Source organism: uncultured Tateyamaria sp., from assembly GCF_947504105.1.
Lineage (GTDB): Bacteria > Pseudomonadota > Alphaproteobacteria > Rhodobacterales > Rhodobacteraceae > Tateyamaria.
This window is the reverse complement of the sequence record NZ_CANNGP010000034.1, coordinates 1-23593: the sequence shown is the minus strand read 5'-3', so window position 1 is coordinate 23593 and position 23593 is coordinate 1. Positions and strand designations below refer to the sequence as shown.

The 23593-nt window shown below is 58.7% G+C and carries 25 protein-coding genes; 11 read left to right on the top strand and 14 right to left on the bottom strand.

What is annotated here, in order from left to right:
• Window positions 1-34: 34 nt before the first annotated feature.
• The 6 genes from lpxK to Q1A75_RS17745 all read right to left on the bottom strand — a co-directional run bounded on the left by lpxK (window position 35) and on the right by Q1A75_RS17745 (window position 6323).
• The gene (gene lpxK / locus Q1A75_RS17770) at window positions 35-1033 is read right to left on the bottom strand and encodes a tetraacyldisaccharide 4'-kinase (protein ID WP_299553563.1); all 999 of its coding nucleotides are present in this window, start codon (window positions 1031-1033) and stop codon (window positions 35-37) included.
• A complete protein-coding gene (locus Q1A75_RS17765; RefSeq protein ID WP_299553560.1) occupies window positions 1033-2304 on the bottom strand; it encodes a glycosyltransferase N-terminal domain-containing protein in 1272 nt (423 codons plus the stop codon). Before Q1A75_RS17765 ends, lpxK begins: the two co-directional genes overlap by 1 nt.
• On the bottom strand, window positions 2261-2503 hold the full coding sequence (locus Q1A75_RS17760) for a DUF4170 domain-containing protein (protein ID WP_299553557.1): 243 nt from the start codon (window positions 2501-2503) through the stop codon (window positions 2261-2263). The genes Q1A75_RS17765 and Q1A75_RS17760 overlap by 44 nt, the downstream gene beginning before the upstream one ends.
• A 72-nt stretch (window positions 2504-2575) precedes the next feature.
• Window positions 2576-3364 (bottom strand): 3'(2'),5'-bisphosphate nucleotidase CysQ, encoded by a 789-nt coding sequence (locus Q1A75_RS17755; RefSeq protein WP_299553555.1) that lies wholly within the window; start codon window positions 3362-3364, stop codon window positions 2576-2578.
• Entirely contained in the window at window positions 3351-4700 is a 1350-nt protein-coding gene (locus Q1A75_RS17750; RefSeq protein ID WP_299553552.1) for a TldD/PmbA family protein, read from the bottom strand. The genes Q1A75_RS17755 and Q1A75_RS17750 overlap by 14 nt, the downstream gene beginning before the upstream one ends.
• A gap of 87 nt (window positions 4701-4787) precedes the next feature.
• A complete protein-coding gene (locus Q1A75_RS17745; protein ID WP_299553549.1) occupies window positions 4788-6323 on the bottom strand; it encodes a DUF2125 domain-containing protein in 1536 nt (511 codons plus the stop codon).
• 125 nt (window positions 6324-6448) lie between these two features.
• Between Q1A75_RS17745 and Q1A75_RS17740 the strand changes: the two genes are divergently transcribed.
• Both Q1A75_RS17740 and Q1A75_RS17735 read left to right on the top strand, forming a co-directional pair.
• Window positions 6449-7201, top strand: coding sequence for an SDR family oxidoreductase (locus Q1A75_RS17740; RefSeq protein WP_299553546.1), 753 nt, complete (start codon window positions 6449-6451; stop codon window positions 7199-7201).
• A complete protein-coding gene (locus Q1A75_RS17735; protein ID WP_299553544.1) occupies window positions 7198-7806 on the top strand; it encodes an enoyl-CoA hydratase/isomerase family protein in 609 nt (202 codons plus the stop codon). The genes Q1A75_RS17740 and Q1A75_RS17735 overlap by 4 nt, the downstream gene beginning before the upstream one ends.
• A gap of 222 nt (window positions 7807-8028) precedes the next feature.
• Here the strand turns inward: Q1A75_RS17735 and Q1A75_RS17730 are convergent, their stop codons facing one another.
• Window positions 8029-8334: an HNH endonuclease gene (locus tag Q1A75_RS17730; RefSeq protein ID WP_299640692.1), complete on the bottom strand. Its 306-nt coding sequence runs from the start codon at window positions 8332-8334 to the stop codon at window positions 8029-8031.
• A gap of 74 nt (window positions 8335-8408) precedes the next feature.
• Here Q1A75_RS17730 and Q1A75_RS17725 point away from each other — a divergent pair, with 74 nt between their 5' ends.
• Together Q1A75_RS17725 and Q1A75_RS17720 are read left to right on the top strand one after the other, a co-directional pair.
• The gene (locus Q1A75_RS17725; RefSeq protein ID WP_299553539.1) at window positions 8409-9740 is read left to right on the top strand and encodes a mechanosensitive ion channel domain-containing protein; all 1332 of its coding nucleotides are present in this window, start codon (window positions 8409-8411) and stop codon (window positions 9738-9740) included.
• Window positions 9737-10909: a TIGR03862 family flavoprotein gene (locus Q1A75_RS17720; protein WP_299553536.1), complete on the top strand. Its 1173-nt coding sequence runs from the start codon at window positions 9737-9739 to the stop codon at window positions 10907-10909. The genes Q1A75_RS17725 and Q1A75_RS17720 overlap by 4 nt, the downstream gene beginning before the upstream one ends.
• Here Q1A75_RS17720 and Q1A75_RS17715 read toward each other — a convergent pair.
• Window positions 10906-11496 (bottom strand): glutathione S-transferase family protein, encoded by a 591-nt coding sequence (locus Q1A75_RS17715; protein ID WP_299553533.1) that lies wholly within the window; start codon window positions 11494-11496, stop codon window positions 10906-10908. The genes Q1A75_RS17720 and Q1A75_RS17715 overlap by 4 nt on opposite strands.
• Window positions 11497-11617: 121 nt before the next feature.
• On the opposite strand from Q1A75_RS17715, the gene Q1A75_RS17710 reads away from it, so the two are divergent.
• On the top strand, window positions 11618-12061 hold the full coding sequence (locus Q1A75_RS17710; RefSeq protein ID WP_299553530.1) for a GFA family protein: 444 nt from the start codon (window positions 11618-11620) through the stop codon (window positions 12059-12061).
• Window positions 12062-12155: 94 nt separating this feature from the next.
• Here the strand turns inward: Q1A75_RS17710 and holA are convergent, their stop codons facing one another.
• The 4 genes from holA to Q1A75_RS17690 all read right to left on the bottom strand — a co-directional run bounded on the left by holA (window position 12156) and on the right by Q1A75_RS17690 (window position 16755).
• Window positions 12156-13157, bottom strand: coding sequence for a DNA polymerase III subunit delta (holA, locus tag Q1A75_RS17705; RefSeq protein ID WP_299553527.1), 1002 nt, complete (start codon window positions 13155-13157; stop codon window positions 12156-12158).
• The gene (gene lptE / locus Q1A75_RS17700; protein WP_299553524.1) at window positions 13154-13621 is read right to left on the bottom strand and encodes an LPS assembly lipoprotein LptE; all 468 of its coding nucleotides are present in this window, start codon (window positions 13619-13621) and stop codon (window positions 13154-13156) included. The genes holA and lptE overlap by 4 nt, the downstream gene beginning before the upstream one ends.
• A gap of 5 nt (window positions 13622-13626) precedes the next feature.
• The gene (leuS, locus tag Q1A75_RS17695; protein WP_299553521.1) at window positions 13627-16179 is read right to left on the bottom strand and encodes a leucine--tRNA ligase; all 2553 of its coding nucleotides are present in this window, start codon (window positions 16177-16179) and stop codon (window positions 13627-13629) included.
• An 81-nt stretch (window positions 16180-16260) separates the two neighbouring features.
• The gene (locus Q1A75_RS17690; RefSeq protein WP_299553635.1) at window positions 16261-16755 is read right to left on the bottom strand and encodes a DUF3576 domain-containing protein; all 495 of its coding nucleotides are present in this window, start codon (window positions 16753-16755) and stop codon (window positions 16261-16263) included.
• A 265-nt stretch (window positions 16756-17020) separates the two neighbouring features.
• Here Q1A75_RS17690 and Q1A75_RS17685 point away from each other — a divergent pair, with 265 nt between their 5' ends.
• Window positions 17021-18058 carry a porin gene (locus tag Q1A75_RS17685; protein ID WP_299553518.1) on the top strand — a complete coding sequence of 346 codons (1038 nt, stop codon included), beginning with the start codon at window positions 17021-17023 and terminating at the stop codon, window positions 18056-18058.
• A 123-nt stretch (window positions 18059-18181) separates the two neighbouring features.
• Window positions 18182-18838, top strand: coding sequence for a YggS family pyridoxal phosphate-dependent enzyme (locus Q1A75_RS17680; RefSeq protein WP_299553515.1), 657 nt, complete (start codon window positions 18182-18184; stop codon window positions 18836-18838).
• Between the two features lie 49 nt (window positions 18839-18887).
• On the opposite strand, the gene Q1A75_RS17675 is transcribed toward Q1A75_RS17680, so the two are convergent.
• Both Q1A75_RS17675 and ribA read right to left on the bottom strand, forming a co-directional pair.
• Window positions 18888-19382, bottom strand: a complete 495-nt coding sequence (locus Q1A75_RS17675) for a L,D-transpeptidase family protein (protein ID WP_299553512.1) — start codon at window positions 19380-19382, stop codon at window positions 18888-18890.
• A complete protein-coding gene (ribA, locus tag Q1A75_RS17670) occupies window positions 19379-20467 on the bottom strand; it encodes a GTP cyclohydrolase II (protein WP_299553509.1) in 1089 nt (362 codons plus the stop codon). The genes Q1A75_RS17675 and ribA overlap by 4 nt, the downstream gene beginning before the upstream one ends.
• 162 nt (window positions 20468-20629) lie before the next feature.
• Between ribA and Q1A75_RS17665 the strand changes: the two genes are divergently transcribed.
• From Q1A75_RS17665 to Q1A75_RS17650, 4 genes are all read left to right on the top strand, one after another.
• A complete protein-coding gene (locus tag Q1A75_RS17665; protein ID WP_189367454.1) occupies window positions 20630-21316 on the top strand; it encodes a response regulator transcription factor in 687 nt (228 codons plus the stop codon).
• A 279-nt stretch (window positions 21317-21595) separates the two neighbouring features.
• Window positions 21596-21895 (top strand): glutathione S-transferase N-terminal domain-containing protein, encoded by a 300-nt coding sequence (locus tag Q1A75_RS17660; RefSeq protein WP_366142217.1) that lies wholly within the window; start codon window positions 21596-21598, stop codon window positions 21893-21895.
• Between the two features lie 22 nt (window positions 21896-21917).
• Window positions 21918-22238 (top strand): hypothetical protein, encoded by a 321-nt coding sequence (locus Q1A75_RS17655; protein ID WP_299553506.1) that lies wholly within the window; start codon window positions 21918-21920, stop codon window positions 22236-22238.
• Window positions 22239-23053: 815 nt separating this feature from the next.
• Window positions 23054-23272 carry a transposase gene (locus Q1A75_RS17650; RefSeq protein WP_366142216.1) on the top strand — a complete coding sequence of 73 codons (219 nt, stop codon included), beginning with the start codon at window positions 23054-23056 and terminating at the stop codon, window positions 23270-23272.
• Window positions 23273-23593: the final 321 nt, after the last annotated feature.

Sequence of the window (23593 nt, the reverse complement as noted above, 5' to 3'; positions counted from 1 at the left end):
CGCGGCTGGGTTTGCGCCGCCGCCGGTGGTATTTTCAGTCAGAAGAAGTTTGTTTTGGCAGGCCGTTCAGCGCTGTATCAAGTTGATCAGGGTTTTCGAAGACGAGGCGGACCGGCAACGTGATCACCTTAGAGCGGAAAGCAGGCGGCAATCGTGCGGCATCCTTTTCTGTTGTGACCAGTTGAGCACCCATGCTGCGGGCGTCCCGTTCCAGACGGGTCAGGAAGGCCGTGCTGAGTTTCTGGTGATCGCCGAGCGCTTCGGTGCGAACAACCTTTGCTCCGAGTCCGCGCAGAGTGTCGAAAAATTTGTCTGGCCGCCCGATCCCGGCAAAGGCGACCATGGGTGTATTCGTCCAATCCATCCCGGTTTGCAGCGGCTGAAGATCGGCGCGAATGTGTGGTAACGTTTGTGGAAGACGGCTTGTATCAAATTCGCTTTGTGCTTCCATCGGCCCGATCGACAATATCAGGTCTGCGCGTGCCAACCCGGTTGCTACAGGTTCACGCAGTGGCCCGGCCGGAAGACATAGGCCATTTCCAAAGCCGGTTTCTGCGTCCACCACGACGATAGACAGGTCTTGATGCACGGCCGGGTTCTGGAATCCATCGTCCAGTATGATCACTGTTGCCCCAGCCGCGATGGCTGCGCGCGCGCCCGCTGCGCGGTCGCGCGCCACCCACGTGCGAGCAAAGGCGCTAAGCAGCAGGGGTTCGTCTCCGACCTGATCAGCCTTGTGCCGGGTTGGGTTCACTTCGACCGGGCCGGTTTCTGTCCCGCCATAGCCGCGGCTGACGATATGTGGATCGTGGAACGCATTGCGCAACCGTTCGGCAATAGCCATCACTGTTGGCGTTTTACCAGTGCCGCCAGCGTTGATGTTGCCTACACAGATGACCGGAACAGGCAAGTTTTCGGGTGTGCCGCGGGCAAGGCGGCGCGCCGTGGAACCGGCGTAGAGTGCGCCGAGAGGTGCCAGCAGCCGTGCGCGCCAGTCAGGTTTCCGTTTGGTCCAGAAAGTCGGCGCGCGCATCACCGTCCCCCCTCTTGCCGCATATCAAGGTGGCTTTGAATAAGTGAAATGATCCGGTCAAGGCTGTCCGCCCCACGCGTCACCACGTCCCAGCCAGCTAAGGCCATGTGCGCTGCATGATCGGGGGTGATCATTTGACCTACGGCTCTTCCCAATGATGTCGGATCATTGACGATCCGTGCGGCGCCAGCATTCATCAGCCGGGTAAGCGCATCAACATGCGGACCGACATTCGGACCATAGACAATGGCGGTGCCATGCGCCGCTACGGAGTACGGATCACATACGTCCGTGCTGGAGCGCATCGATCCGCCAAGAAATGTAACGGTGGCGACCCGCAGCCATAGCCCCAGCTCTGCATCGTCGTCGTCAATCAGAACCTGGGTGTTCTCGTCCGGAAACCCGCCGTCAGCCCAGTTGGCAACGCGGAGCCCTTGATCATTTGCGTGTTTTTCAGCTTCTTGTGCGTGTTGTGGGTCAGTGAAGTGCAGCACCAAAAGCAACCGGTGCGACGCTTTGAGTGCAAGTTTATGTGCTGCAAGTACGCCAGGGCACTCTGCCGGACCGGTGCGTGCTGACAGCCATGTCGGTCGCCCGCCCAGGCTCGCAGCAAGATCAGTCAAATCAGTTTCAGCCGCGGGCATCATTTTACCAAACGGATGCAAGGGCTGCGCCAACTCCATCGCGGCAACAGAGCGACCCATCTGTGCCAACCGCAAGTGGGCGTCTTCATCGCGCGCGGTCACGTGGTCGAATTGGGCGAGCAGGGCGCGGGGCACTTCGGGCAGCCAGCGATCGCGTCTGCTTTCGAATCCATCCCGCGCCGCGTCCACCAACATCATATACGTGCCGTTCTCAGCCGCAGACAGGAGCAAATTGGGTTGCAGATCACCCCAGGCCCAGATCAGAACGTCAGGTGACCAGTGGGCAATAAACGCGTCTGCAACGACCGGATGATCAGGGGGCGTGGCGTCTTGCCATATGCAATCGGAACCTCGGTTGCCAAAATCGCCATGCGCAGCCGTGAGCAAAACATTGCATTCTGGTCGCATGGCAATCAGGCGATGCGCCAGATCGTTGAGTGCGCGGTTATTCCCCGGCTCGGCCGCGTGAATCCAAACCAACTCTCCGGGTGGCCTGTCCCGAATGGGATCAAACCGGGGCGGCGTACGCCGCCCAGAAACTGTGCGATAGGCCGATAGCCCAAGCGATCCACGCACGTGAACTTCAGCCGAGTTCTTCGGTTGCGGTTGCCGCGTTTTCTTCGTCACGCAGGCGATGCAGGTGTGCGATGTAGTAGCGCATGTGAGCGTTGTCGACGGTACGCTGCGCCTCTGACTTCCAGGCGTCGTAGGCGGCCTGATAGTTCGGAAAGATCCCGACGATATGTAGGTCGTCAACCTCCTTGAAGACGTTCCGGGACGGGTCGACCAGTTCGCCGCCAAAGACGAGGTGCAGGCGCTGTGTCATCGCAATTTCCTTTGATCATGGGCTGGGCATGCCGCGCGCAGTTTGCGCATATGGGTCGGAGGGTCAAGGTGATCAGGCCGTACGTACGGGTCCCAACCGTTCAACCAATGCGCTGTGCAGGGGTGGCCCGGCAGCGACGACACCGTTCAAAGCCGGATGGGCATTGTTGAAGCGCAACGGTGCACCTGTGCGGTCCGTAATCCTGCCGCCAGCCTCTGTCACAATCAAGGCGCCCGCTGCGATGTCCCATTCCCAACTGGGTCTCAGCGTCAACATGCCATCAAACCGACCCTGGCCCACAAGCGACAGTCGATACGCCAGTGACGGGCGGTAATGCCGGTCGACGGGCGGTGCACCGTCGCGCCAGTGTTTGTCCTGGAAACTGGGGCGCGCGGCCAACACGGTGCTGTCAGCAGCCATCCCTGCACGCGTTGCTGTCAGGGACGTACCGTTCAATGTGGCCCCCAAACCAAGGCCTGCCGCGTAAAGCTTGTCCCGACTTGGCAAGTAGATGACGGCGGCGCTGATTTGTCCCTTGTTCGCGATGGCGATCGAAATGGCCCAAGTGCGTCCACCTTCGACAAAGTTTTGTGTTCCATCGATCGGATCGATGATAAAAACCGTGTCTGCAGAAAGGCGCGCGTCGTCATCCTCCGTCTCTTCCGACAGCCAACCGTAGTCGGGCCGGGCGAGGCGCAGGGTGGAAGCAAGGGCGTCGTTCACGGCCAAATCCGCTTCGGTCACGGGGCCTGCGTCGTTCGGTTTGTCCCATCGTGCCGCCGATGGGCCGACAAAGCTGGTTGCAACGCGCCCTGCGATGCGCGCCGCGTCGATCAGCAATGGTAGATCAGCTGCCGGCAAGGGTCATGCCCGGGATCAGAAGGGACGGCACCACGCGGCTCAGGTGCACGCGTGCATCGTTTGCAGGTACAATCTGGCGCAGCATATCGATCAGGTTGCCCGCAATGGTGCATTCGTTGACCGGATAGGCGATCTCTCCATTCTCGACCCACATCCCGGAGGCGCCCCGGGAGTAATCGCCGGTGTTCGGGTTGATGGTTGAACCGATCATTGATGTGACAAGAAGCCCGGTGCCCATGTCCTGGATCAGGTCATCGCGGGTGGCGGCGCCTGCATCCAGCGTGACATTCCAGTTCGATGGGCTGGGCGGGGCAGACGTGCCGCGTGCCGCATTGCCCGTCGGCGCCATCTCAAGCTTGCGCGCGGTCGAAAGATCGAGGGTCCAGCCTGTCAGTACGCCGTTTTCCACGATGGTCCGTCGATGTGTCGGCAACCCTTCTGCATCGAAGGGACGTGTGCCCGAGGTGCGGGGGCGGTGCGGGTCTTCGACCAGGTTCATGCCGTCGGGCAAAACCGCCTGCTCTAACTTGTCGCGCAGCCAAGACGACCCGCGCGCAATGTTCGACCCATTCGCAGCAGCCAACAAGTGGCCGATCAACGATGATGAAATCCGTTCGTCAAACAGGACAGGATATGTGCCGGTTGGCGGTTTGCGTGCTCCGATGCGTTCAACCGTGCGCATGCTCGCTTCGGTGCCGATATCTTCGGCGCTGCGCAGGTCTGATTGAAAGATACGACTGTCGCCGCTGTAATCCCGCTCCATATCGGTGCCGCTGCCCGCGATGGAAACACAGCTTAGCGCCCGGTCGGTGCGGCGATAGCCACCGGAAAACCCGTTGCTGGTCGCAAGCCAGATGTTGCGCGCGCCGTACGCGGCAGAGGCTTGCTCAACCTGGCTGATACCCTTGATCTTGCCTGCTGCCGCTTCGGCCGCAAGCGCATCGGATTGAAGGTCTTCGGCCGCTGGCTCCGGGGAGGTGTCATTCAATTGAAGTGAGTCGATATCCCAATCGGTTACCAGCTGGTCCGGCTCTGCGAGCCCGGCGAAGGGATCGTCGGGGGCTTCGCTCGCCATGGCGACAGCACGCATTGCCATCTCCTCTATCGTGCGATCACTGGTATCAGATGCCGAGACGTTGGCTTGTTTCTGCCCGACAAAGACGCGCAGGCCGATATCGATCGATTCTGACCGCTCGGCCTGTTCCAGTGCCCCGCTGCGCACATCGACGGATAGGGATGTGCCCTGAATTGCGATGGTATCCGCGGCATCTGCACCGGCGGATTTAGCCACATCCAACAGGCGTTGGCTTAGGGTCGATAGGTCGGATGGGGTCATGTATCTGCTCCGCGATCTTGGGCCTGAGGTAGCGGTGCAGGGGGTAAGGTGCAAGGGCGGCGACAGGCGCAGCCCCGCATATATATTTTAGCGGATGCGTTGACCGTTGGCCAGCACGTGACCTTCATCGTTGACTTCGATTTTCGAATTGAGGGTGTCTTCGCCCTCACCCGGTACAGCGAACAAGCCCATCATCATGCGGGCACCCATGGCCTGATCTTCAGGCAGCAGGCCCATGCCTACCAGTTTGTCGAGCAGACCATTTCCGCCCACAAGTGTCAGGTCCACCGCACCTTCCGGGCGGGGCATCCCGTCAAACGTGACCAGATCGCTGTTGTCGAACACGAAATCACCTGCACCTGTCAGGCGTGTGCCAACGACATCCAGCTCCAGCTTGTTGATCGTCAGTGCGTTCAATTCACCTGGGGCCGTGTCGGGTTCGTCCAGCACAGCGGCCTGCGTGGGATCGAGAAAGTCAAACAGCACCTTTGCCTTGCCGCTCAGATCCACGAGCAGTGTGGCCGGGTCCCGTGGCAGTTGCGATGTCGGGTCAAACAGGCTCCAGATCGCGTCGGACATGGAAAAATCACTGAGCGTGACGGCCATGCCGAAATCTTGCTCTTCGTTCGACTTCTGCAGGGGCAACAAGAAGCGCGTGCCGATCTCTGCTGCGGAAAAGGATAGAGGCAGCGGCAATTCGGTAAGCAGCACATTCATGTCCACGCCGCTTTGCGCCACATCGTAAAGCAAGCCGTCCGGTCCAATGGAAATGTCGAACTTTGCACCGGTGGATGTTGCGTTGGCTGTTCCGTTGCCGTCCGTTTCGCTGCTGAACGACATGTCATAGCTGCCGCCAGTGGTGGTAAAGGACGCATCCGCCTGAAACCCGTCGTTCAGCATCGCGTTCACGTCCTGCACATCCGTATCGATGGGTAAATCGCCGGTACCGTCCAGTTTCAGACCGCTCATCGTTCCTATGATTTGGAACATGTCGTCGCTTTCCGGGTCTTTGAACGCAAAATCGTAGTCGACAGATTCGACTTCCATGTTCTGCGACATTGTCCGCAAATCACCAACGGTCGTTTGAACGACCTGTGTCAGGTTGGTCATGGTCATGTCGAGTTTTGCAATCTCGGGGCCAACGGACACGCCGTCGATTGTTAGGCTTTGCAGCGCTATACGTGCGGCGTCGGCGGCGTAGGTATATGTCAGGTCGCCCGGATCGCCGGAAGCCACCATGTTGGGTGCAGTTTGGTTAAAGTCGATAGCGAGGGTTACATCCTCGCCTGTTTCCGGCTGGAACGACATGTTCATGGTGGAGTTCGCTGGCAGCTCGATTGCCACGCTACCGTCGCCCTGTTCCACGAAGTTGATGGATTCAAGCACTACTTTGAAATCGCTTGCGCCGGTGTCATCAGCAAACTCGACATTCAACATCATATCCGACACGGATACGGATCCCGACCCAATGGTCTCGGATCCGGTTACAGTATAGCCAGCGCTGGACATATATGATTGCCAGTCCGCCCATACCTCTTCGGCAGTCAGGTCTGCCAAAGCGGCGGTAGCGGGTAGGCACAGTGCAACGGCAGTGCCCGAAAAAAAGTGTGAAATACGAGACATGTCAGAATCCTTAAACAGCTTTGGCCATATCGTCCGGGACAGTGCACGGAGCGTCAAGACCGCAGGGTGGACCTAAGCCGCTGATGTCCGTACCACAAGGCCGGGACAGCGATGCGGAGGACAGAATGCACGACATGAGCGGAAAGACGGCGTTGATCACCGGCGCCAGCAGGGGAATTGGTGCAGACACGGCACGCGTGTTTGCGCAGGCCGGCGCGAATGTGGCCCTGGTGGCGCGCAGCTCTGATGCGGTTGAGTCCCTAGCTGCCGAAATTGGCCCGAAAGCGATCGCGCTGCCCTGCGATGTCAGTAGTTTTTCTGCAATCGAAGGCGTTGTGCGCAAGGCGGTGGACCATTTCGGCGGCCTCGATGTGCTGATTGGAAATGCTGGTGTGATTGAACCTATCTCTCATCTGTCCGATGCAGACCCCGATGCGTGGGGCCATGTGATCGACATCAACCTCAAGGGTGTCTTCTATGGTATGCGCGCGGCGTTACCTCTCATGTTGCAAGCGGGTGGTGGCACGATCCTGACGATCAGCTCCGGTGCTGCGCACGGCCCTGTCGAAGCGTGGTCACACTACTGTGCGTCCAAGGCCGGTGCCGCTATGCTGACCCGTTGCGTGGACAAGGAAAACGGCAGTTTGGGAATCCGCGCCATGGGGCTATCGCCGGGCACTGTTGCCACCCAGATGCAGCGCGAGATCAAGGCCAGCGGCATCAACCCGGTCAGCCAGCTGGACTGGTCCGATCATATCCCTGCGGATTGGCCGGCCAAGGCGCTGCTCTGGATGTGTTCCCCGGACGCCGACGATTGGATTGGCCAAGAGATTTCCCTCAGAGATCCCGACATTCGAACACGGGTGGGTCTGACATGATTGAGATTGATCGCTCTACCCCGATCTGGACCATCACGATCAACCGCCCTGAAAAAGCGGGTGCGCTGACCGAGCAGATGTTGATTGACCTGCGCGATGCGGCACGTGATGCAGGGCAGGCCGCCGCGGTTATCCTGACAGGCACAGGCAAGGTATTCAGCGCAGGTGCGGATCTGGATGCGGCGCGCGCGGGTCTGGCAACCTCTCCCTTGTGGGAGGAACTGTCGGGGGCCATCGCTGACTTGCCCGGCCTGACCATTGCGGCCCTGAACGGAACGGTGGCGGGGGGTGCTACCGGGATGGTGCTTGCCTGCGATCTGCGCATTGCCGTGCCATCGGCCAAGTTCTTTTATCCGGTCATGAAGCTGGGATACTTGCCACAACCCAGTGATCCGGTCCGCATGGCGGCACTGATCGGTACCGCACGGACCAAGATGATCTTCCTTGGTGGTCAAAAGTTGCCTGCCGCAACAGCTTATGAATTTGGCTTGGTCGATGAACTGGTCGAGAACGGGGCCGTGTTGGATCGGGCTCAGCAGTTATGTATCGATATTGCGGCGGCAAAGAGTGAAACGGCGCGCGCAATAAAGGCCATGTGTAGATAGTTCAGACACAACAGTTGTCAACTTTACGTTACACGTTGTAGGCTTTCTATTAATGGCCCGCGACTCACGCATAGACTACGCACGGCGCGACCCCAAACCCGCTCAGGGTTCGCGGGAACTGACGACTTATGAGCGTGTAGAATTACTGGTTTCAGGCATATTGCGTGACGTTAGCATTCGGCTGGAGGAAAAGCGCACAGTCGATACTTCCCCACGCAAACGCTAACGTTTGCGACGGGTTCCCGGAACCTTTGATGCAAAGCCCGGTGGACGTTTTGCCACCCACCCCAAAAACTTGGCCAGCCGCGGGTGCGCGCGCAGTGCCTCGGGCGTGTTGTAGTCGCGGGCGAGTTCCGCCTCTGTCAGCGCTGCATGGATCTCGCGATGGCAAATGTGATGCAGCAACACCGTTGAGCCGCCTTTGCCGCCCTTTAGCTTCGGGATCAGGTGATGCAGGCTTTGCGGCACGTCTGGTGGGATAGGACGGCCACAGAGCGGACAAATTGGGGCGTTGGTCGGGTCGGACAGTGGTATGCTCTCTTGCGCAGATGGCGTTGCCCGTGACAATTGACGCGTTGTTTGAATGAGGCAAGAGGTGCGCTGTGGAGTTTGATCTCGAAAGCCAGCCCGAGATTGTGCAGACCATTGCGGGCTACGCCCTGCAAGGGTGGGAGCTGGCGTTGTCCTGGCTGCTCAGCCCTGCGGCATGGTCACAGTTTGCTCTGCTGATCGTCGCTTATTTGGGTGCCGTGGTGATTACGCGCCGCTTGCAACCGACATTGGCCCGCGTGCTTGACCCGGGCGATAGTGACGGCATCCTTGCCAAAGCGCGCCGTTTCGTGACGCAATTCCTGCCGCTTCTGCTTCCTCTTCTGGCCTATGTTCTGACCGGGATCGGCGAAAGCGTGGTCCGATCGATCTTTGACAGTGGCGCGGTCATCGCCTTTGGCAAACGGGTGTTCCTGTTTCTGGCCGTGCGTGCGCTGGTGCGGGACATTATCAGCGATCCGTTCCTGAAACTTCTGGGGCGGTACGTTCTTATCCCGATTGCAGCACTCTATACTCTGGGGCTGCTTGAATTGGCTGCGACCCGCCTCGAAGAGACGGTTGTGCCGCTTGGCAACCTGTCATTCAACTTGCTCTGGCTCTTGCAGTTCTTGGCCGTGGGTGGCGTGATATTCTGGCTTGGGCAGTGGTCTAACAGCCAGTCCAGCACCTTCATCCAGAAACAGGAAGAGATGCGTCCATCGCTCCGGCAACTGGTGGCGAAATCGGTCGAATTCCTGATCTTTGGTGTCGCGTTCCTCGTGCTTATGAACATCATGGGTATCAACCTGTCTGCCCTCGCCGTGCTGGGCGGTGCCATCGGCGTCGGTCTCGGCTTTGGTTTGCAAAAGATTGCATCCAACTTCATCTCGGGCGTCATCCTGCTTGTCGAAGGGCAGGCGACCGTTGGTGACTATGTTGAACTGGATGGAGGCGAGGCAGGCACCATCGTCAAGATGACCGCCCGCGCTGCAATCCTTGAAACTTATGATGGCCGCTGGATCGTCGTCCCGAATGAGGACTTCATCACCACCCGGGTCGTCAACTATTCTGACAGCGGATCGGCGAACCGGTACGAGGCACCGTTTTCGGTCAGCTACAATACTGATATCAACATGGTCCCTGACATCATCAATGCAGCGGTGTCTAAGCTGCCTTTTGTCCTGCACAAACCGGAAGGGCCGGATTGCGAGCTTGTGGGCTTTGGCGACAGCGGTATCGACTTTGCCGTCGAATACTGGGTCAACGGAATCGATGACGGGCGGAACAAGTACAAAAGCCATGTGCTTTTTGCGATCTGGAATGCCCTCAAGGACAATGGCATCGAAATCCCATATCCGCATCGCGTGGTCGAGATGAAGGGTGAGCTACGGGCCACTTCGGAGTGACCCGCGTTGCCGTAATCGGTGGTGGGCCAGCGGGGTTGGCCGCTGCGGAAGTGATGGCCGAGGCGGGGTTTCCAGTCACGGTATACGAGGCCAAGCCAAGTGTTGCGCGCAAGTTCCTCATGGCCGGGAAGTCAGGATTGAACCTGACCAAAGCCGAAGATCTGAGCACCATGTTGCCGCACTATACGGAAGCAACGGATTGGCTGACCCCAGCGCTGCAGGCGTCGGACAGCGCCGCTGTTGTCCGCTGGGCCGAAGGCTTGGGACAAGAGATGTTCACAGGATCGACCGGTCGCGTGTTTCCCAAGGCGATGAAGGCATCGCCGCTTTTGCGGGCATGGTTGCAACGGCTGGACGGTCTGGGGGTGAACATCTTGCCCCGACATCGGTGGATCGGTTGGAACGATAAGCAGCCGATGGTTAAAGGGTCGGATGGCGCGGTGTCATCCGTTGAAGTCGACGCCGTCATATTGGCCTGCGGTGGGGCCAGTTGGGCAAGGCTTGGTTCCGATGGTGCTTGGGCGGATTGGATCGGTGTCGACACGCGCCCCTTCGCAGCAGCGAATGCAGCAATTGCGGTTGGGTGGTCCGATCATATGGCCAAACATATCGGCCAACCGGTCAAGGGCGTCGCGTGGCGTTCAGGTCCGTATCGTTCGCGGGGGGAAGCGGTGATGTCACATCGCGGTCTCGAAGGCGGGGGTATCTATTCCGTCTCGCGCGGGGTGCGCGAAGGCGCTGATCTGTATGTGGACCTGCTGCCTGATTTGAGTGTGGATGATGTGGTGGCTCGGCTGAACCGCCCCCGCGGCAAGGCGAGCTTTGCCAATCATCTGCGAAAGGCGCTGCGCCTGTCGCCTTTGAAAATCGCACTGGCGCAGGAATGGGGGCGGCCTTGGCCGGTTGAGACCCTGAAGATCGCCAGGCGGCTGAAGAAGCTGCGGATTGCACACACTGGACTGCGCCCGATGGACGAAGCCATCTCAACTGCCGGAGGTGTGCCCGCCTCTGCGCTGGACGGCGCGCTCATGCTGCGGGCACGGCCGGGAGTGTTTTGTGCCGGGGAAATGCTGGATTGGGAAGCGCCGACAGGGGGCTATCTTCTGACCGCGTGCCTCGCCACTGGGCGCTGGGCCGGACAGGGTGCTGTGCGGTATCTGAAGCGTTAGCGACCTGCCGCTGCACGAAACGCTGGCCTGGCACGTAGGCGTTTAGAATACGCCTTGATGCTGTCGGGAAGCGCCGGAAATTCGGCACCAAACGCCCAGCCAAAGCAATGTACAGCCAACAGATCAGGCAGCGAAATGTGATCGCCCGTGATGAAATCACCGGATTGTTCCAGCATGCCAGCGAAAGTGTCCACATTTCGGGCAAACTCCTTGTGCAGCGTCGATGAGATATCGGAGAGCCTCAGCTTCTCTGGCAGAACAAAGGTATGCTTGCTGTGCGTCCAAAGCAGTGCGTCCAACTCGTCAATCAGCCATAGGGTGATGGCGTCCTGCCGGGCGCGGGCTGCTGTACCGGCGGGGGCCGTCAGCCCACCGTGTTTGTCGGCAAGGTATGTCATGATGGCGACGCTGTCGGTCAGCACGTCATCTCCATCTACCAGCGCCGGTATCTTGCCCAGCGGGTTGTGCGCCGTTGCCTCTTCCGACCGTGGGAATGCCTCAACCAGATCATAAGGCTGCCCCAACTCTTCAAGCATCCAGAGTACGCGAAAGGCGCGGCTTTTGACGGTTCCAATGACGCGATACATGCATTCTCCAATCCTGATTGGATGCAAGATCGCAGGCCCCGTCCGAGGCCGCAAGGTTACTGTCAAATTCTGGCAGTTGGGGCGGATATATCTGCTTCAAACAAGCCAGAGGAGGTCAGTCATGTCACGATCAGGATCCTGTATTTGTGGGGCAGTGAAGTTCACCATAACCGAACCCGTGACTGAAACCGGCGCGTGTCATTGCAGCATGTGTCGTAAATGGTCAGGCGGCGTGTTTATGGGCATTCAGGTGCCCAAGGGCGGAATGCAGATCGAGGGAGAGGATAATTTGACCGTTTACACCTCGTCCGAATGGGCAGAGCGGGCGTTCTGCAAAACCTGTGGATCGTCGGTGTTCTACAGGGTGACGGCGCCCGGTCCGCTGAACGGCGAGATGCATGTCGGCATGGGGACTTTGACCGACCCGTCAGGTATTCCACTGACTGGTGAATTGTATATTGACCTGAAACCGGATGGCTACGCTTTTGCCGGTGAAGGGCGGCACCAGATGACCGACGCTCAGGTCACCGCCATGTTCTCGGCCCCACCCCAAGAGCACCTGTGATCCAAAGGCCGCTTATGCGACGCCTTTATTGAGGAGGCTCTGCCCCAGTGCCCCTAAAGATTTTCCTGGAACCTGAGGAGGACGCCTGCTTGGTCTATCGACGCGCAAGCATGGCAAGCCGGATGAAGCAACGTTCGACCAACGCCAGGGCTGGCGCATTCTGACCGGCTGAGCGCAGCTGCAAGTCAGTGTCCGTCAGTTCCGTCAGGGCCATTTCCAGCTTGGGCGCTCCCCAGTTTCGCGCCTGTGCCAGCATCTTGTCACGGTTAGGCCCCCAGATTTGAGGGCGACCGGAGGTATCGCATGCCGCGCGGTGCAGCGACCGAAAATGGCGCATGGCACCAATGCACAAGCTGACCGCGTTTACCCCTTGCGCCTGCAACCGCTGCATCACCGGGCCGATGGCCGCTGCGTTTCCGTCACCCACAACCAGCAGAACGTCGTCGACATCCGCTTCGATTGAGGCTGGCGCGCAAGCGGCAATGTCGTCTGCGCTTAGCGGGTCCGGATCGTTCAGCTTGTACAGCCCGACCTTTTCCAGTGTTTGTCGAAAATCCCCCGGCTCCAGTTGGCGTGCGAGGTCCATCAGCAGGTGCATCGCCTCTTGCGGCGGGTTGGTGATGCCTGCCGCGGTCAGGTCGCGCTCGATTTCGTCCCGTGTGGGCGGATTGTCATAGATGCCAGCAGCATGGGCGGATGGGTGTGCCTCGAATGCCTTGCGCAGTTTCGATGTGGGTTTCAGCGCGCCCGCGGTGACCACGATCTGTGCATCCCCGGGCGCCCAGTCCGACAGGGCCTCCGTGATGATGGGTCCGACGGTTTCATTTGCATCCTCGACCAAGGCAACGCGGAGGCCGGGGAAAAACCCGATGGCCTTGACCGCGTCCAGCAACAGAGCGGGCTCTTTGCGCAAATCACCCGCTGCAATCCGGGTCAGGCGCATCTCTTCCTCACCCTGTGGCCCGATCAGCGCCGCAACAACCTGTTGGCGCTTCAACGCGATGCGCATGCCGTCGGCACCGTATATCAACAGGCCCGCTGCATCCGGGTCCGGTTTGGAAAAATACGCGGTCGCCTGGCCCGTGTTCAGTTTCACAGGTCAGAGGCCTGCAACTGCAGAACAATTTCGTCTGCAAGGATGGTCATAAGCCGTTCGACCGCATCACGTTTGGCCGTAAGGGTCGCAACAGTTGTGCCGGTTGCCGAATAACCCACGAAGTTATCCACAGTGTCAGATTGCAGAACGGCACCTGTCGCAGTGTCCGAAAGCGTATACGTGGCATCGCCAATCACGTGGAACCTGCGGATGTCTCCATCCGGGTCGATGGCGCGCGCTTCTTCCCGCACCGCCAACTCGATGCCAAGCCGGTAGGCGGGGTCACCCGCGCGCCCCAGCCGCTCTTCCAACTGCCGCACCAGAAGGAAGCCTTCGCGGTCGATGGGCGTGTCGACCAGCACACGGTTTTGCAGCTTTGTGCCCGTGCCCCCCGGGCCATAGACGGGTTCGAACCCGCAGGCGGTCAGGAGAAAGGTCAGGGCAAGGGCTGCAATGATGCGCATTTTGGTCAGACCACCACGTTGACGATACGGCCCGGCACGACGATCACCTTCTTGGGGGTGCCGCCGTCCAGTGCCTTTTGCACAGCTTCGGTTGCCAGCGCTTGTTTTTCAAGCTCGGCCTTGTCCATGTCGGCAGGTATGGTGATTTCACCACGCCGTTTCCCGTTGACCTGAATGGGCAAGGTGACGGTGTCAGACACCAGCATCGCCTCGTTTGCCTTCGGCCAGGGAGCGTTGATAACAAGCCCGTCGCCGCCCTGATGTGCCCATATGTCCTCGGCCAAATGCGGGGTCATGGGGGCCATGAGCTGGGCAAGCGTCATGACGGCCTCGCGTTGGGCGGCATAGCTGGCCTTGGACTTTTGCAAGGTTGCGGTGAAGCCATAGAGCTTGGCGATGGCCGCGTTGAAGCCAAAGGATTCGACGCCCAAAGTCACATCATGGATCGTCTTGTGCATGACGCGCAGCAGGTCATCGTCGCCCGTGCCCGCAGCTTCTTTGTCCATCTGTCCGATGCGGTCGCAAATGTTCCAAACGCGAGACAGATGCTTGAATGCTGCTTCGGCCCCGCTTGCGGTCCATTCCACATCGCGCTCAGGCGGCGAGTCGCTCAGCACGAACCAGCGTGCCGTGTCTGCCCCGTAGCTGGCAATAATGCCAAGCGGATCGACCACGTTCTTTTTCGACTTCGACATCTTGGCCGACGGGACAACTTGGACCATGGCGCCAGTGGCACCAAGGCGGGCCCCGGATTCGGTCCACTCGATATCCTCGGGCAGGTGATAGACAGGCCGATCGTTCTCGTCCCGGGTCACATAGATCTCGTGCGTCACCATCCCTTGCGTGAACAGCGCGTTAAAAGGTTCTTCACAGCCCTGTGGCAAATGCCCGGTAATGCGCATGGCCCGCGCAAAAAAGCGGGAATAAAGCAGGTGCAAGATCGCGTGCTCGATGCCGCCAATGTACTGGTCCACATTCATCCAATAGGCTGCGTCCTCCAGATCGGTGGGCGTGGTCGCGCGCGGCGCTGTAAAGCGAGCGAAGTACCACGACGAGTCAACGAACGTGTCCATCGTGTCCGTTTCGCGCTGTGCCGGCTTGCCGCATGATGGGCAAGGAACATTCCGCCATGTCGGATGACGATCAAGTGGGTTGCCCGGAATGTCAAAGCTGACATCGTCGGGCAATTCGACCGGCAGGTTTTCTTTCTTCTCTGGCACCACGCCGCAATCGTCACAATGGACAACCGGGATCGGGCAACCCCAATAGCGTTGGCGGGACAAGCCCCAGTCGCGCAGACGGTATTGTGTCTGACCCTTCCCAAGACCGTTGGCTTCGAAATAATCGATCGTGGCGTCGATGGCTTCCTGACTTGTGACTTCACCGATGCCTGCAAAGTGGTCGATGAAGTCGACTTTTTCCGTTTTGGTCGGAACAAGCGCTTCGTTCTCTACCTCGGTGGTGTCACCGGGCATGTAAAAAGCATTCTGAACGTTCAGATCGTATTTGCGCGCAAAGTCGAGATCGCGCTGATCGTGCGCAGGGCAGCCAAATACGGCGCCGGTGCCATAGTCCATCAGGACAAAGTTGCCGATCCAGACTGGCAGCTCGACGTCAGGATAGACCGGGTGCTTGACCCGGATACCTGTATCGATGCCCTTCTTCTCCGCCTTTTCCATGGCCGCTTCAGTGGTGTCCATCTTACGGCATTCATCGATGAACGCGGCAAGCTCCGGGTTGTCCGCCTCAAGCGCCTTGGCGACCGGGTGGTCGGGCGATACGGCAATAAACGACGCGCCACGCATCGTATCGGGACGTGTGGAATAGCAAAGGATGACGCCATTCCCATCCGTACGGTCAAAGGGAATGTCGATGCCGCGGCTCTCACCGATCCAGTTTTCCTGCATCAGCCGCACCTTGGCGGGCCAGTTGTCGAGCTGGCCAAGCGCGTCTTTCAGCTCTCCGGCCATATCGGAGATCTTGAAAAACCACTGTGTCAGCTCACGCCGTTCCACCTCGGCCCCCGAGCGCCAACCCTTGCCGTCGATCACCTGTTCGTTGGCCAGTACGGTCATGTCTACTGGGTCCCAGTTTACCTGGGCGTTCTTGCGGTAGACAAGACCGGCTTCGAGCATGTCGAGGAACAACGCCTGCTGCTGGCCATAGTATTCCGGGTCGCAGGTTGCGAATTCGCGAGACCAGTCAATGGACAGGCCCAGCGGTTTCATCTGCCCGCGCATGTCGGCGATGTTGTCATAGGTCCACGTCTTCGGGTGGCCGCCAATGGCCATGGCAGCGTTTTCGGCTGGCATACCAAACGCGTCCCAGCCCATTGGGTGCAGCACGTTATGACCTGTCGACATCTTGTAGCGGGCAATCACGTCACCCATTGTGTAGTTGCGCACGTGACCCATGTGGATGCGGCCCGAGGGGTAGGGGAACATCTCGAGCACGTAGTACTTCGGCTTGTCGGCACTGCGGGTTGCGGTGAACACGCCGGCTTTTTTCCAGGCGGCCTGCCAGCGGGCTTCGATCTCGGATGGGGTATAGGTGGCCATGGGTTCTGGTCCTGAATGTAAAAACGCCGGGCATGAAGCCCGGCGCATCTGATAATAGGGAATGGGGTGCGCCGAAAGGGCCTAAAGGCGGTTATCAGCCACCCGTAGTTGGCGAGCCCGTGTCAGGATCGCATCTTCGATCGCCCGCACGGTCGCTGTGCTGGCCGGGCCATTGCGCGTTTGCAAGGCGACGTTGAGCGAACGGGCATCCAGCGCCGGATCCCCGATCAGAACGGTTGCGCGATAGGCGCGTCCGCCGCCGGGAGGGGTGCCGAACCCAGTAACGATTACCCCAGTGAACGGATCAACGGATTGAATTGGAAGGAAATCCAAGACCTGAAGGCTGGCTGACCAAATGTACTTGTTGACGCGAACAATGGATTCCTGGTTGCGCCGCGCACGCAAAGCCTCACCAAGAGTTGTTCCTGACCGGATATCGCGCTCGCGCGCGCTGTCGCCGTCGCCGACGATGCGTTCAGAGTCAGGATCGGTCAAGCCAATGCGCCCGCCGCACCCGGCCAGCAACACCGCCAAGGAAAGAACGGCCAACCGGCCCAACACGCGCGTTTTAAGCATCGGAATTCCCAACCCATATTCGTTGACGCCCGTGATAGCCAAGTTGACCTGCGCTCGCAAGACAGGGTCACATACCAGGCAGACGTGATAGAAAAGTGACCTTTGTGGGATGGCGGTACTGTGGCAAAGCTGCACCAACCATGTCCGAATTGCGGCCCTGACCTGATGCGTCGCTTGAGATGACCCGGCAAATGGTTGAGACAGCATCCATCCCCTCACCGGATTCCCCGGTTAGGGCGTGTGACTGAAAACCGAGGGAAAACTCATGAAAAAAGTTCTCTTCGCTACAACTGCACTGGTTGCCACGACTGGCATGGCCGCTGCAGAAGTTAGCTTTGGCGGCTTTGGCCGTTTCGGCCTCGTTTATGACGAAGGCAACGATGCTACTGCAGGCAATGACGACGTTCGCATCGAACAGCGTTTCCGTCTGACTGCGACCGGCACAACAACTTCCGACAATGGTCTGGAATTTGAAGGCCGTATCCGCTTCCAAACAGATGACAATGCGAATGGCTCGTCCAACGTTGCTAACAACTCCGCAGCAGGTTTTGCCGTTTCGACCGGCGGCTTCCGCCTGGACGTTGGCCACGTGTCCGACGTGCTCGACTCGGGTGATGTCGTTGACTACTACGGTTACGGTGTTGGTTTGACATCGTCGATCGAACAGTCGTCAGGGTTTGGCCTGCCTGCTTCGGGCTTCGGCACAGGATCGGACGATATCGCGCCTACTGTGAAACTGCGCTACACTGTTGGTGATTTCACAGTGTCTGCTTCGATCACTGATGATGCGCGTGTTGGTGGTGTTCCTGCAGACGCAGCAGATAACGGTACCCTTGATGCACAACTGGTTGCAGCTGGTGCCGCTCAAGGCGACGACATCGAGCGTGAAGAGTATCAGATTGGCTTCGGCTACAACTTCGGCAACTACTCGGTTGGTGTTGCATTCGGTAACGAAGACGCAGACGCTTTCACCACCGAAACCGATACATCGACTGCTTCGATTGACAACGACTTCTACGCGTTGTCGTTCGGCGGCGAAATCGGCGCACTGGCCTTCTCGATCCTGATCGCTGACTACGATGCCAATGACGACACGTCGTATGGCTTCTCGGTCAAGTACGATGTTGGCGCAGCAACCGAAATCCGTTTCGCATTTGCTGACACCGGCGTTGATGACGAAGACGAAGTGTACGGCATCGGCTTCCAGCACTCGCTGGGCGGTGGTGTATCGCTGCGCGGTGGTGTTGGCCAACTGCAAGACGGCGACACCTTCGCCGACCTGGGTGTGGTCTTCAACTTCTGATAGTTGACGACATCCAAAAGATTTGGGGCGGGCCGTTGGCCTGCCCCTTTTCATTTCTGGCCCCTTTGCAATTGCGTCCGCACCATGCTTTCTGCGTGATATCCCGACGCAACAGGTGCACCCATGTCCCTTTCCGAAATTAACTCCAGGATCGAAGCCGCCTGTGCGAAGGCCGGGCGGGCAGCCAATACGGTCAATCTGATCGCAGTCAGCAAAGTGCAGCCGCTGGACCGGGTTCAAGCGGTACTGGATGAAGGACACCGCCTTTTTGGCGAGAACCGTGTGCAGGAGGCGGCAGGCAAATGGCCCGATTTCCGCGACCAATATGGCGAAATCAACGTGCATCTGATTGGCCCCCTCCAAAGCAACAAGGCACGACAGGCGATGGAGCTGTTCCAGGCCATCCATTCGGTCGACCGCCCCAAACTGGCCAAAACCATTGCGCGGCTTGCGCAAGAGATGGGCAAATGCCCGGAACTTTTTCTTCAGGTCAACACGGGCGAAGAGGCGCAGAAAGCAGGCGTGTTGCCCGCAGATGCGGATGCCTTCATTGCCGAATGCCGTGCGCTTGCACTGCCGGTACGTGGTTTGATGTGCATCCCGCCGGTGGATGAAGAGCCATCGCTCCACTTCTCCCTTTTGGCCAAAATTGCTGCGCGCAACGATTTGACGGGCCTGTCCATGGGGATGAGCAGCGACTTCGAAAGCGCAATCGCACTGGGCGCAACCCATGTGCGCGTTGGCTCTGCGATTTTCGGTGCACGCACCGCTTCTGCGTAGGGCCGGGATACATTCCGATCCCGTTGCGGGCCAACCAAGCGCTTCGCGGTCAGATAACGATCAGCCGTGTCTCGTAACGGATACACCGCGCAATCCATCCCAGATGATCGGGTCTCAGCGCGATACATCCCTCCGTTGGAAAACCGGGCCTTCGCCAGCGATGGATAAAGATCGCAGATCCATGTTCTGGCACGGCATAGGGCCAGTTCCAATCGGTCAGAATGACCAGGTCATAAAGCGGATCGGCGCGGCGCAGTACTTCATGACTTGGCGCATAGGGCGCGCGCACCATGTGATTGTAATCGTCGTCGTCAGTATCGTCAGACCACAGGTTACCGGGGTGTATTGGCACAGCCCAATCTGTAGGGGCCGCCATGCGATCCGGACGATACAACATACCCACAATCCTGTGACAGCCGCGGGGTGTGGCTCCGTCGCCCTCACGCTTCGTGTCGCTGATGCCGCCCTTGCCAATCGTGCAGGGAAACCACCGCCCGGCAAACCGCAAACCGCGTGGCGTGACCACCATGTCCCGCGGTGTCACAGTAGGTGTCCCGATTTCGCAGCCTTGGTCGCCAGGTAGTCACGGTTGAACTGGTTCTCACCCACCTTCAACGGCACACGCTCGGCCACGGTGACGCCGCTGGCTTCCATCATCGCCACCTTCGCAGGGTTGTTCGTCAGCAAACGCACGGCACTGAAGCCCAAGGACTTCAGAATATCCGATCCCAAACGAAAGTCCCGCTCGTCATCCTCGAACCCAAGGCGGTGGTTCGCGTCAACCGTGTCAAATCCCTGATCCTGCAATGCATAGGCGCGCATCTTGTTGGCAAGGCCAATCCCGCGCCCTTCCTGGTTCATGTACAGCAGAACACCCGCACCCTCGGCCCCCATCTGTGCCAAAGCGCCACGCAACTGTGGTCCGCAATCGCATTTCAAACTGCCCATCACGTCGCCCGTGAAACAGGCCGAATGCAAGCGGGCCAGAACGGGCCTGCCACGATCAGGGCGGCCAATCTCGAACGCATAGTGCTCTTCCCCGCCATCCTCGGGGCGGAAGACATGCAACCGCCCGGCCTCGGATGCCTCGACCGGCAATCGGGCCTGAACGACAGGATGCAGCAGGCTTGAGCCGCCCAACAATGGCGCTGCCAAAGCAAGTGGAACAGCCGTCAGCCCATGTGTGGCGGCAAACGCCAAGCCCTCGGTGATCCGAACACAGAGCGCAGCGGGCAATAGCCGCGCCGACTTACACAGCTGTAGTGCTGCACGATGCGGGGCCGCATCCCCGTCGCGGACAGAACGTAAGGGCCCCTTCATCGGTGTCGCTAAATCATCCGCGGGATCGGCCAGAGACTTCAACCACCCCAGCGCGGCGGCATCGGGCACCGCAATTCGGGCCACATCACCATCGTAAACGCGCGCCTTCAACGTATCCGCCCGCCAGCCTGTCAGCGCCAGCTCTGGTGCCGCGCCAAGGGCGCGCATCCCGACCAAACGTGCCTCTGTCAAAGTCTCGACGGCTACAGCCAGCACATGGGCGTCGCCCAGCACCACAATCGGCACGCCCATCCGCAGATCGGCCCGTGCCCGTGCCAGCGTTTCCGTGATGTCCGGGCCCAGTCCCATGTAACAAATCCCTCTCGTCGCCCCACCCGACATAAGCAAATCGCACAAGAATTGAAACATTTGCCCGCTCACCGACACATGGGCGTGAAACAAAACGCCCATAACTTGCTGAAATGACAACGGCAGCGCATCTATCATTTAACATCAAGGGAGAAGAGGCCCATGGCGCAATTGAAGAAAATCCTGCTGGTCGACGATGACGAAGACCTGCGCGAGGCGCTCAGCGAACAGCTGATCATGACCGAAGATTTCGACGTGTTCGAGGCTGGCAACGGTCAGGACGCGCTGGTTAAGGCCAAGGAAGCGATCTACGACCTCGTAATCCTTGACGTGGGTCTGCCCGATACGGACGGCCGCGAACTGTGCCGTGTGATGCGCAAGCAGGGGGTCAAGTCGCCTATCCTGATGCTGACGGGTCACGACACCGACGCCGACACGATCCTTGGCCTTGATGCAGGCGCTAATGACTATGTCAGCAAACCTTTCAAATTCCCTGTCCTTTTGGCCCGCATCCGTGCCCAGTTGCGGCAGCATGAACAGTCCGAAGACGCCGTCTTTACCCTTGGGCCATATACGTTCAAGCCGTCCGTGAAGATGCTGATCACCGAGGATGACCGCAAAATCCGCCTGACGGAGAAAGAAACGAACATCCTCAAGTTCCTCTACCGTTCGACCGAAGGCGTGGTGGCGCGCGACGTGCTTCTGCACGAGGTTTGGGGGTACAACGCAGGCGTCACGACCCACACGCTTGAGACGCATATCTACCGTCTGCGCCAGAAAATTGAACCAGATCCGTCAAATGCCCGCCTTCTTGTGACCGAATCCGGTGGATATCGTCTGATGGCGTAAGGTTGATCTGAGTCAAAGCGCATGCTGATGCGTATGGTTTAGATGTACAAACACCCGCGCATGTCGGGGCCGCGTTGCGGCAAAACATGCACCTCCCTGTTGGACTTGCCCGGGCCTGAGTGCCCGGGTTTTTTTGTGGAGAAACGCGGCGTGCATTGCGAAAGGTTTCGAGCTTGCGACTTCTGCCAGTGATGAGAGAAAACGCTAGTTCCCGTCCATAGCACCTCTCCGTGTTCCTTTAATCATACATCGGCGCGATGGCCGAATATTGCCAATCAAATGGCGAACAAGGAGGCACCACCAATGGCTGGGATCATCTTTTACATAAATCCCATGTCACGCGGATGCATCGTGCGTTGGATGTTAGAGGAAGTGGGTCAGCCCTACGAGACGCGTGTTCTAGACTATGGGCCGCCCATGAAATTGCCGGACTATCTGAAGATTAATCCTATGGGCAAGGTTCCGACTATGCGGCATGGGTACGCCGTAGTGACCGAAGCCGCTGTCCGCTGCGCTTGCCTGGCTGCCGTCTTCCGTGAGGTAGGACTCTCGCTCCGGAACCAGGCCAGGCACCCCTGAAAACGCGGTCTACCGGTGTTGGATGTCCTTCGCTGCGGAACCAGGCGAGGTGGCAATCACCAACTCCTACTTCAGTTTTGAACTGCCCGACGACCTGCAGGCGCCAGAGCGGTCCAGTTACGGCTCGCTGGAGGCGGTCGCCGACGCGCTTGCCGCGATGCCACCGGAGGGGCGTTCAATGCCGCTGATGTATGTGTTGGTTCACAAATTCTCTGAGAAAAGATGCTCGGTGCTTTGCTTGATAGACAAGGATCTGCGAAATACGTCAAACGCCTGGCGGCGCACCCCGCAGCAGTGTGGGCGCGCAAAAATCGACGACGCGCTGATGGCGGCACCGAATTGACATAACCGGACCGCAGAGTGGAAAGGATACCAACGGTCAAACCCCTCGGTTCGACCCGCCAAAGCTGATGGGGTGGATAGCTCCTGCTCCCCTGGTGTCGCACTGCGCTATAGCGCAGTTATGTATCACTGCCAGGAAAGGAGCTACCCAATGCAAGTTGCAACAATTGGTATCGATTGGGCCACATATGTCTTTCAAGTCCATGGGATTACTGAGAATGTTACGGTTGTGTTCAATCGAGTGCTACGGCGCGCTCAATTCATACCCTTTTTCGAGAAGCTTGAACCATTTTTAGTGAGATGAAGGTGTGTTGATCCAGCCATTATTGGGAGCGAGAACTCTCGAAGCTGGGCCATGATGTGCGGTTGATCCTGACCAATTATATGAAGCCCTATGTCAAACGCGGCAAACCTGGCCACGTTGACGCTGGGGCAATATGTGAAGCTGTTACAAGACCAACGATGCGTCTCGTCACGCCAAAGTCAGAAGCCCGACAAGCGTCGCCATTTCTTCATCGGGCCCGCGATCTGATCTTCAGGCAATGGACCCATCTTAGTAATGTATTGCGCAGTTTGCTGGCGAATTTTGGTATCATCATCCCGTAGGGAACTGGAGCATCCGTCAATTGTGCCAAGGGTGTTTTGGGTAGAGGCAAGCCAAGTTTACCTTAGGTTGCGGTGGGTGTACTCAAGCAGCTTAATTACAAGCTCGTCGCCGTGCATCTTCGCTTCCGCTGGTATAAGGTGCGCATGCGGCTGCACTCGAAATTGGACAAGCGTGTAATGCTGTTGCGCGCAATCCCAGGCGTTGGACCCATGACTGCATCAGCTATCTTGGCCACCGTCGACAATGCAAAACAGGTCAAAAATGGTCGACAACTTGCCGCTTGGCTCGGGCTGACCCCAGTGAGCTTTTCAAGTGGCGGAAAGGAACGATTGGGCCGGATCATGAAGCAGGTAGACCGATACATCCGGCGTCTGCTGGTCGCCGGTATGTCGGCGCGGTTGCGACAAATGAAAGTGACCCCGCCCTAAACTACAAACGCGGGGTGGACTTCTCACCAAAACCGTCTGATGCGGCAGGTGCAAAATATGGCTGCAAAGCGCAGTACGCGGACTTTGCAAAGTTGGTCTAACGGCCCATAGCGGTCACTCGTCAACGTGCCGACTTGTTGCAGTCGCAACCCGTATTGCTTACATTCGCCGCGGCAGCAGAGCTTGGTCTGGTCGAACTCACAGTTTGCGGGTGAGGATTCCAGGGGTGGTCGCAACACTTTAGTTTTATGAGAGAGATTGAGTGTTTAGATATGAAGTACCGCGGGCGGACGTTTTATACCGACAAGCAGAAGTCGGAGA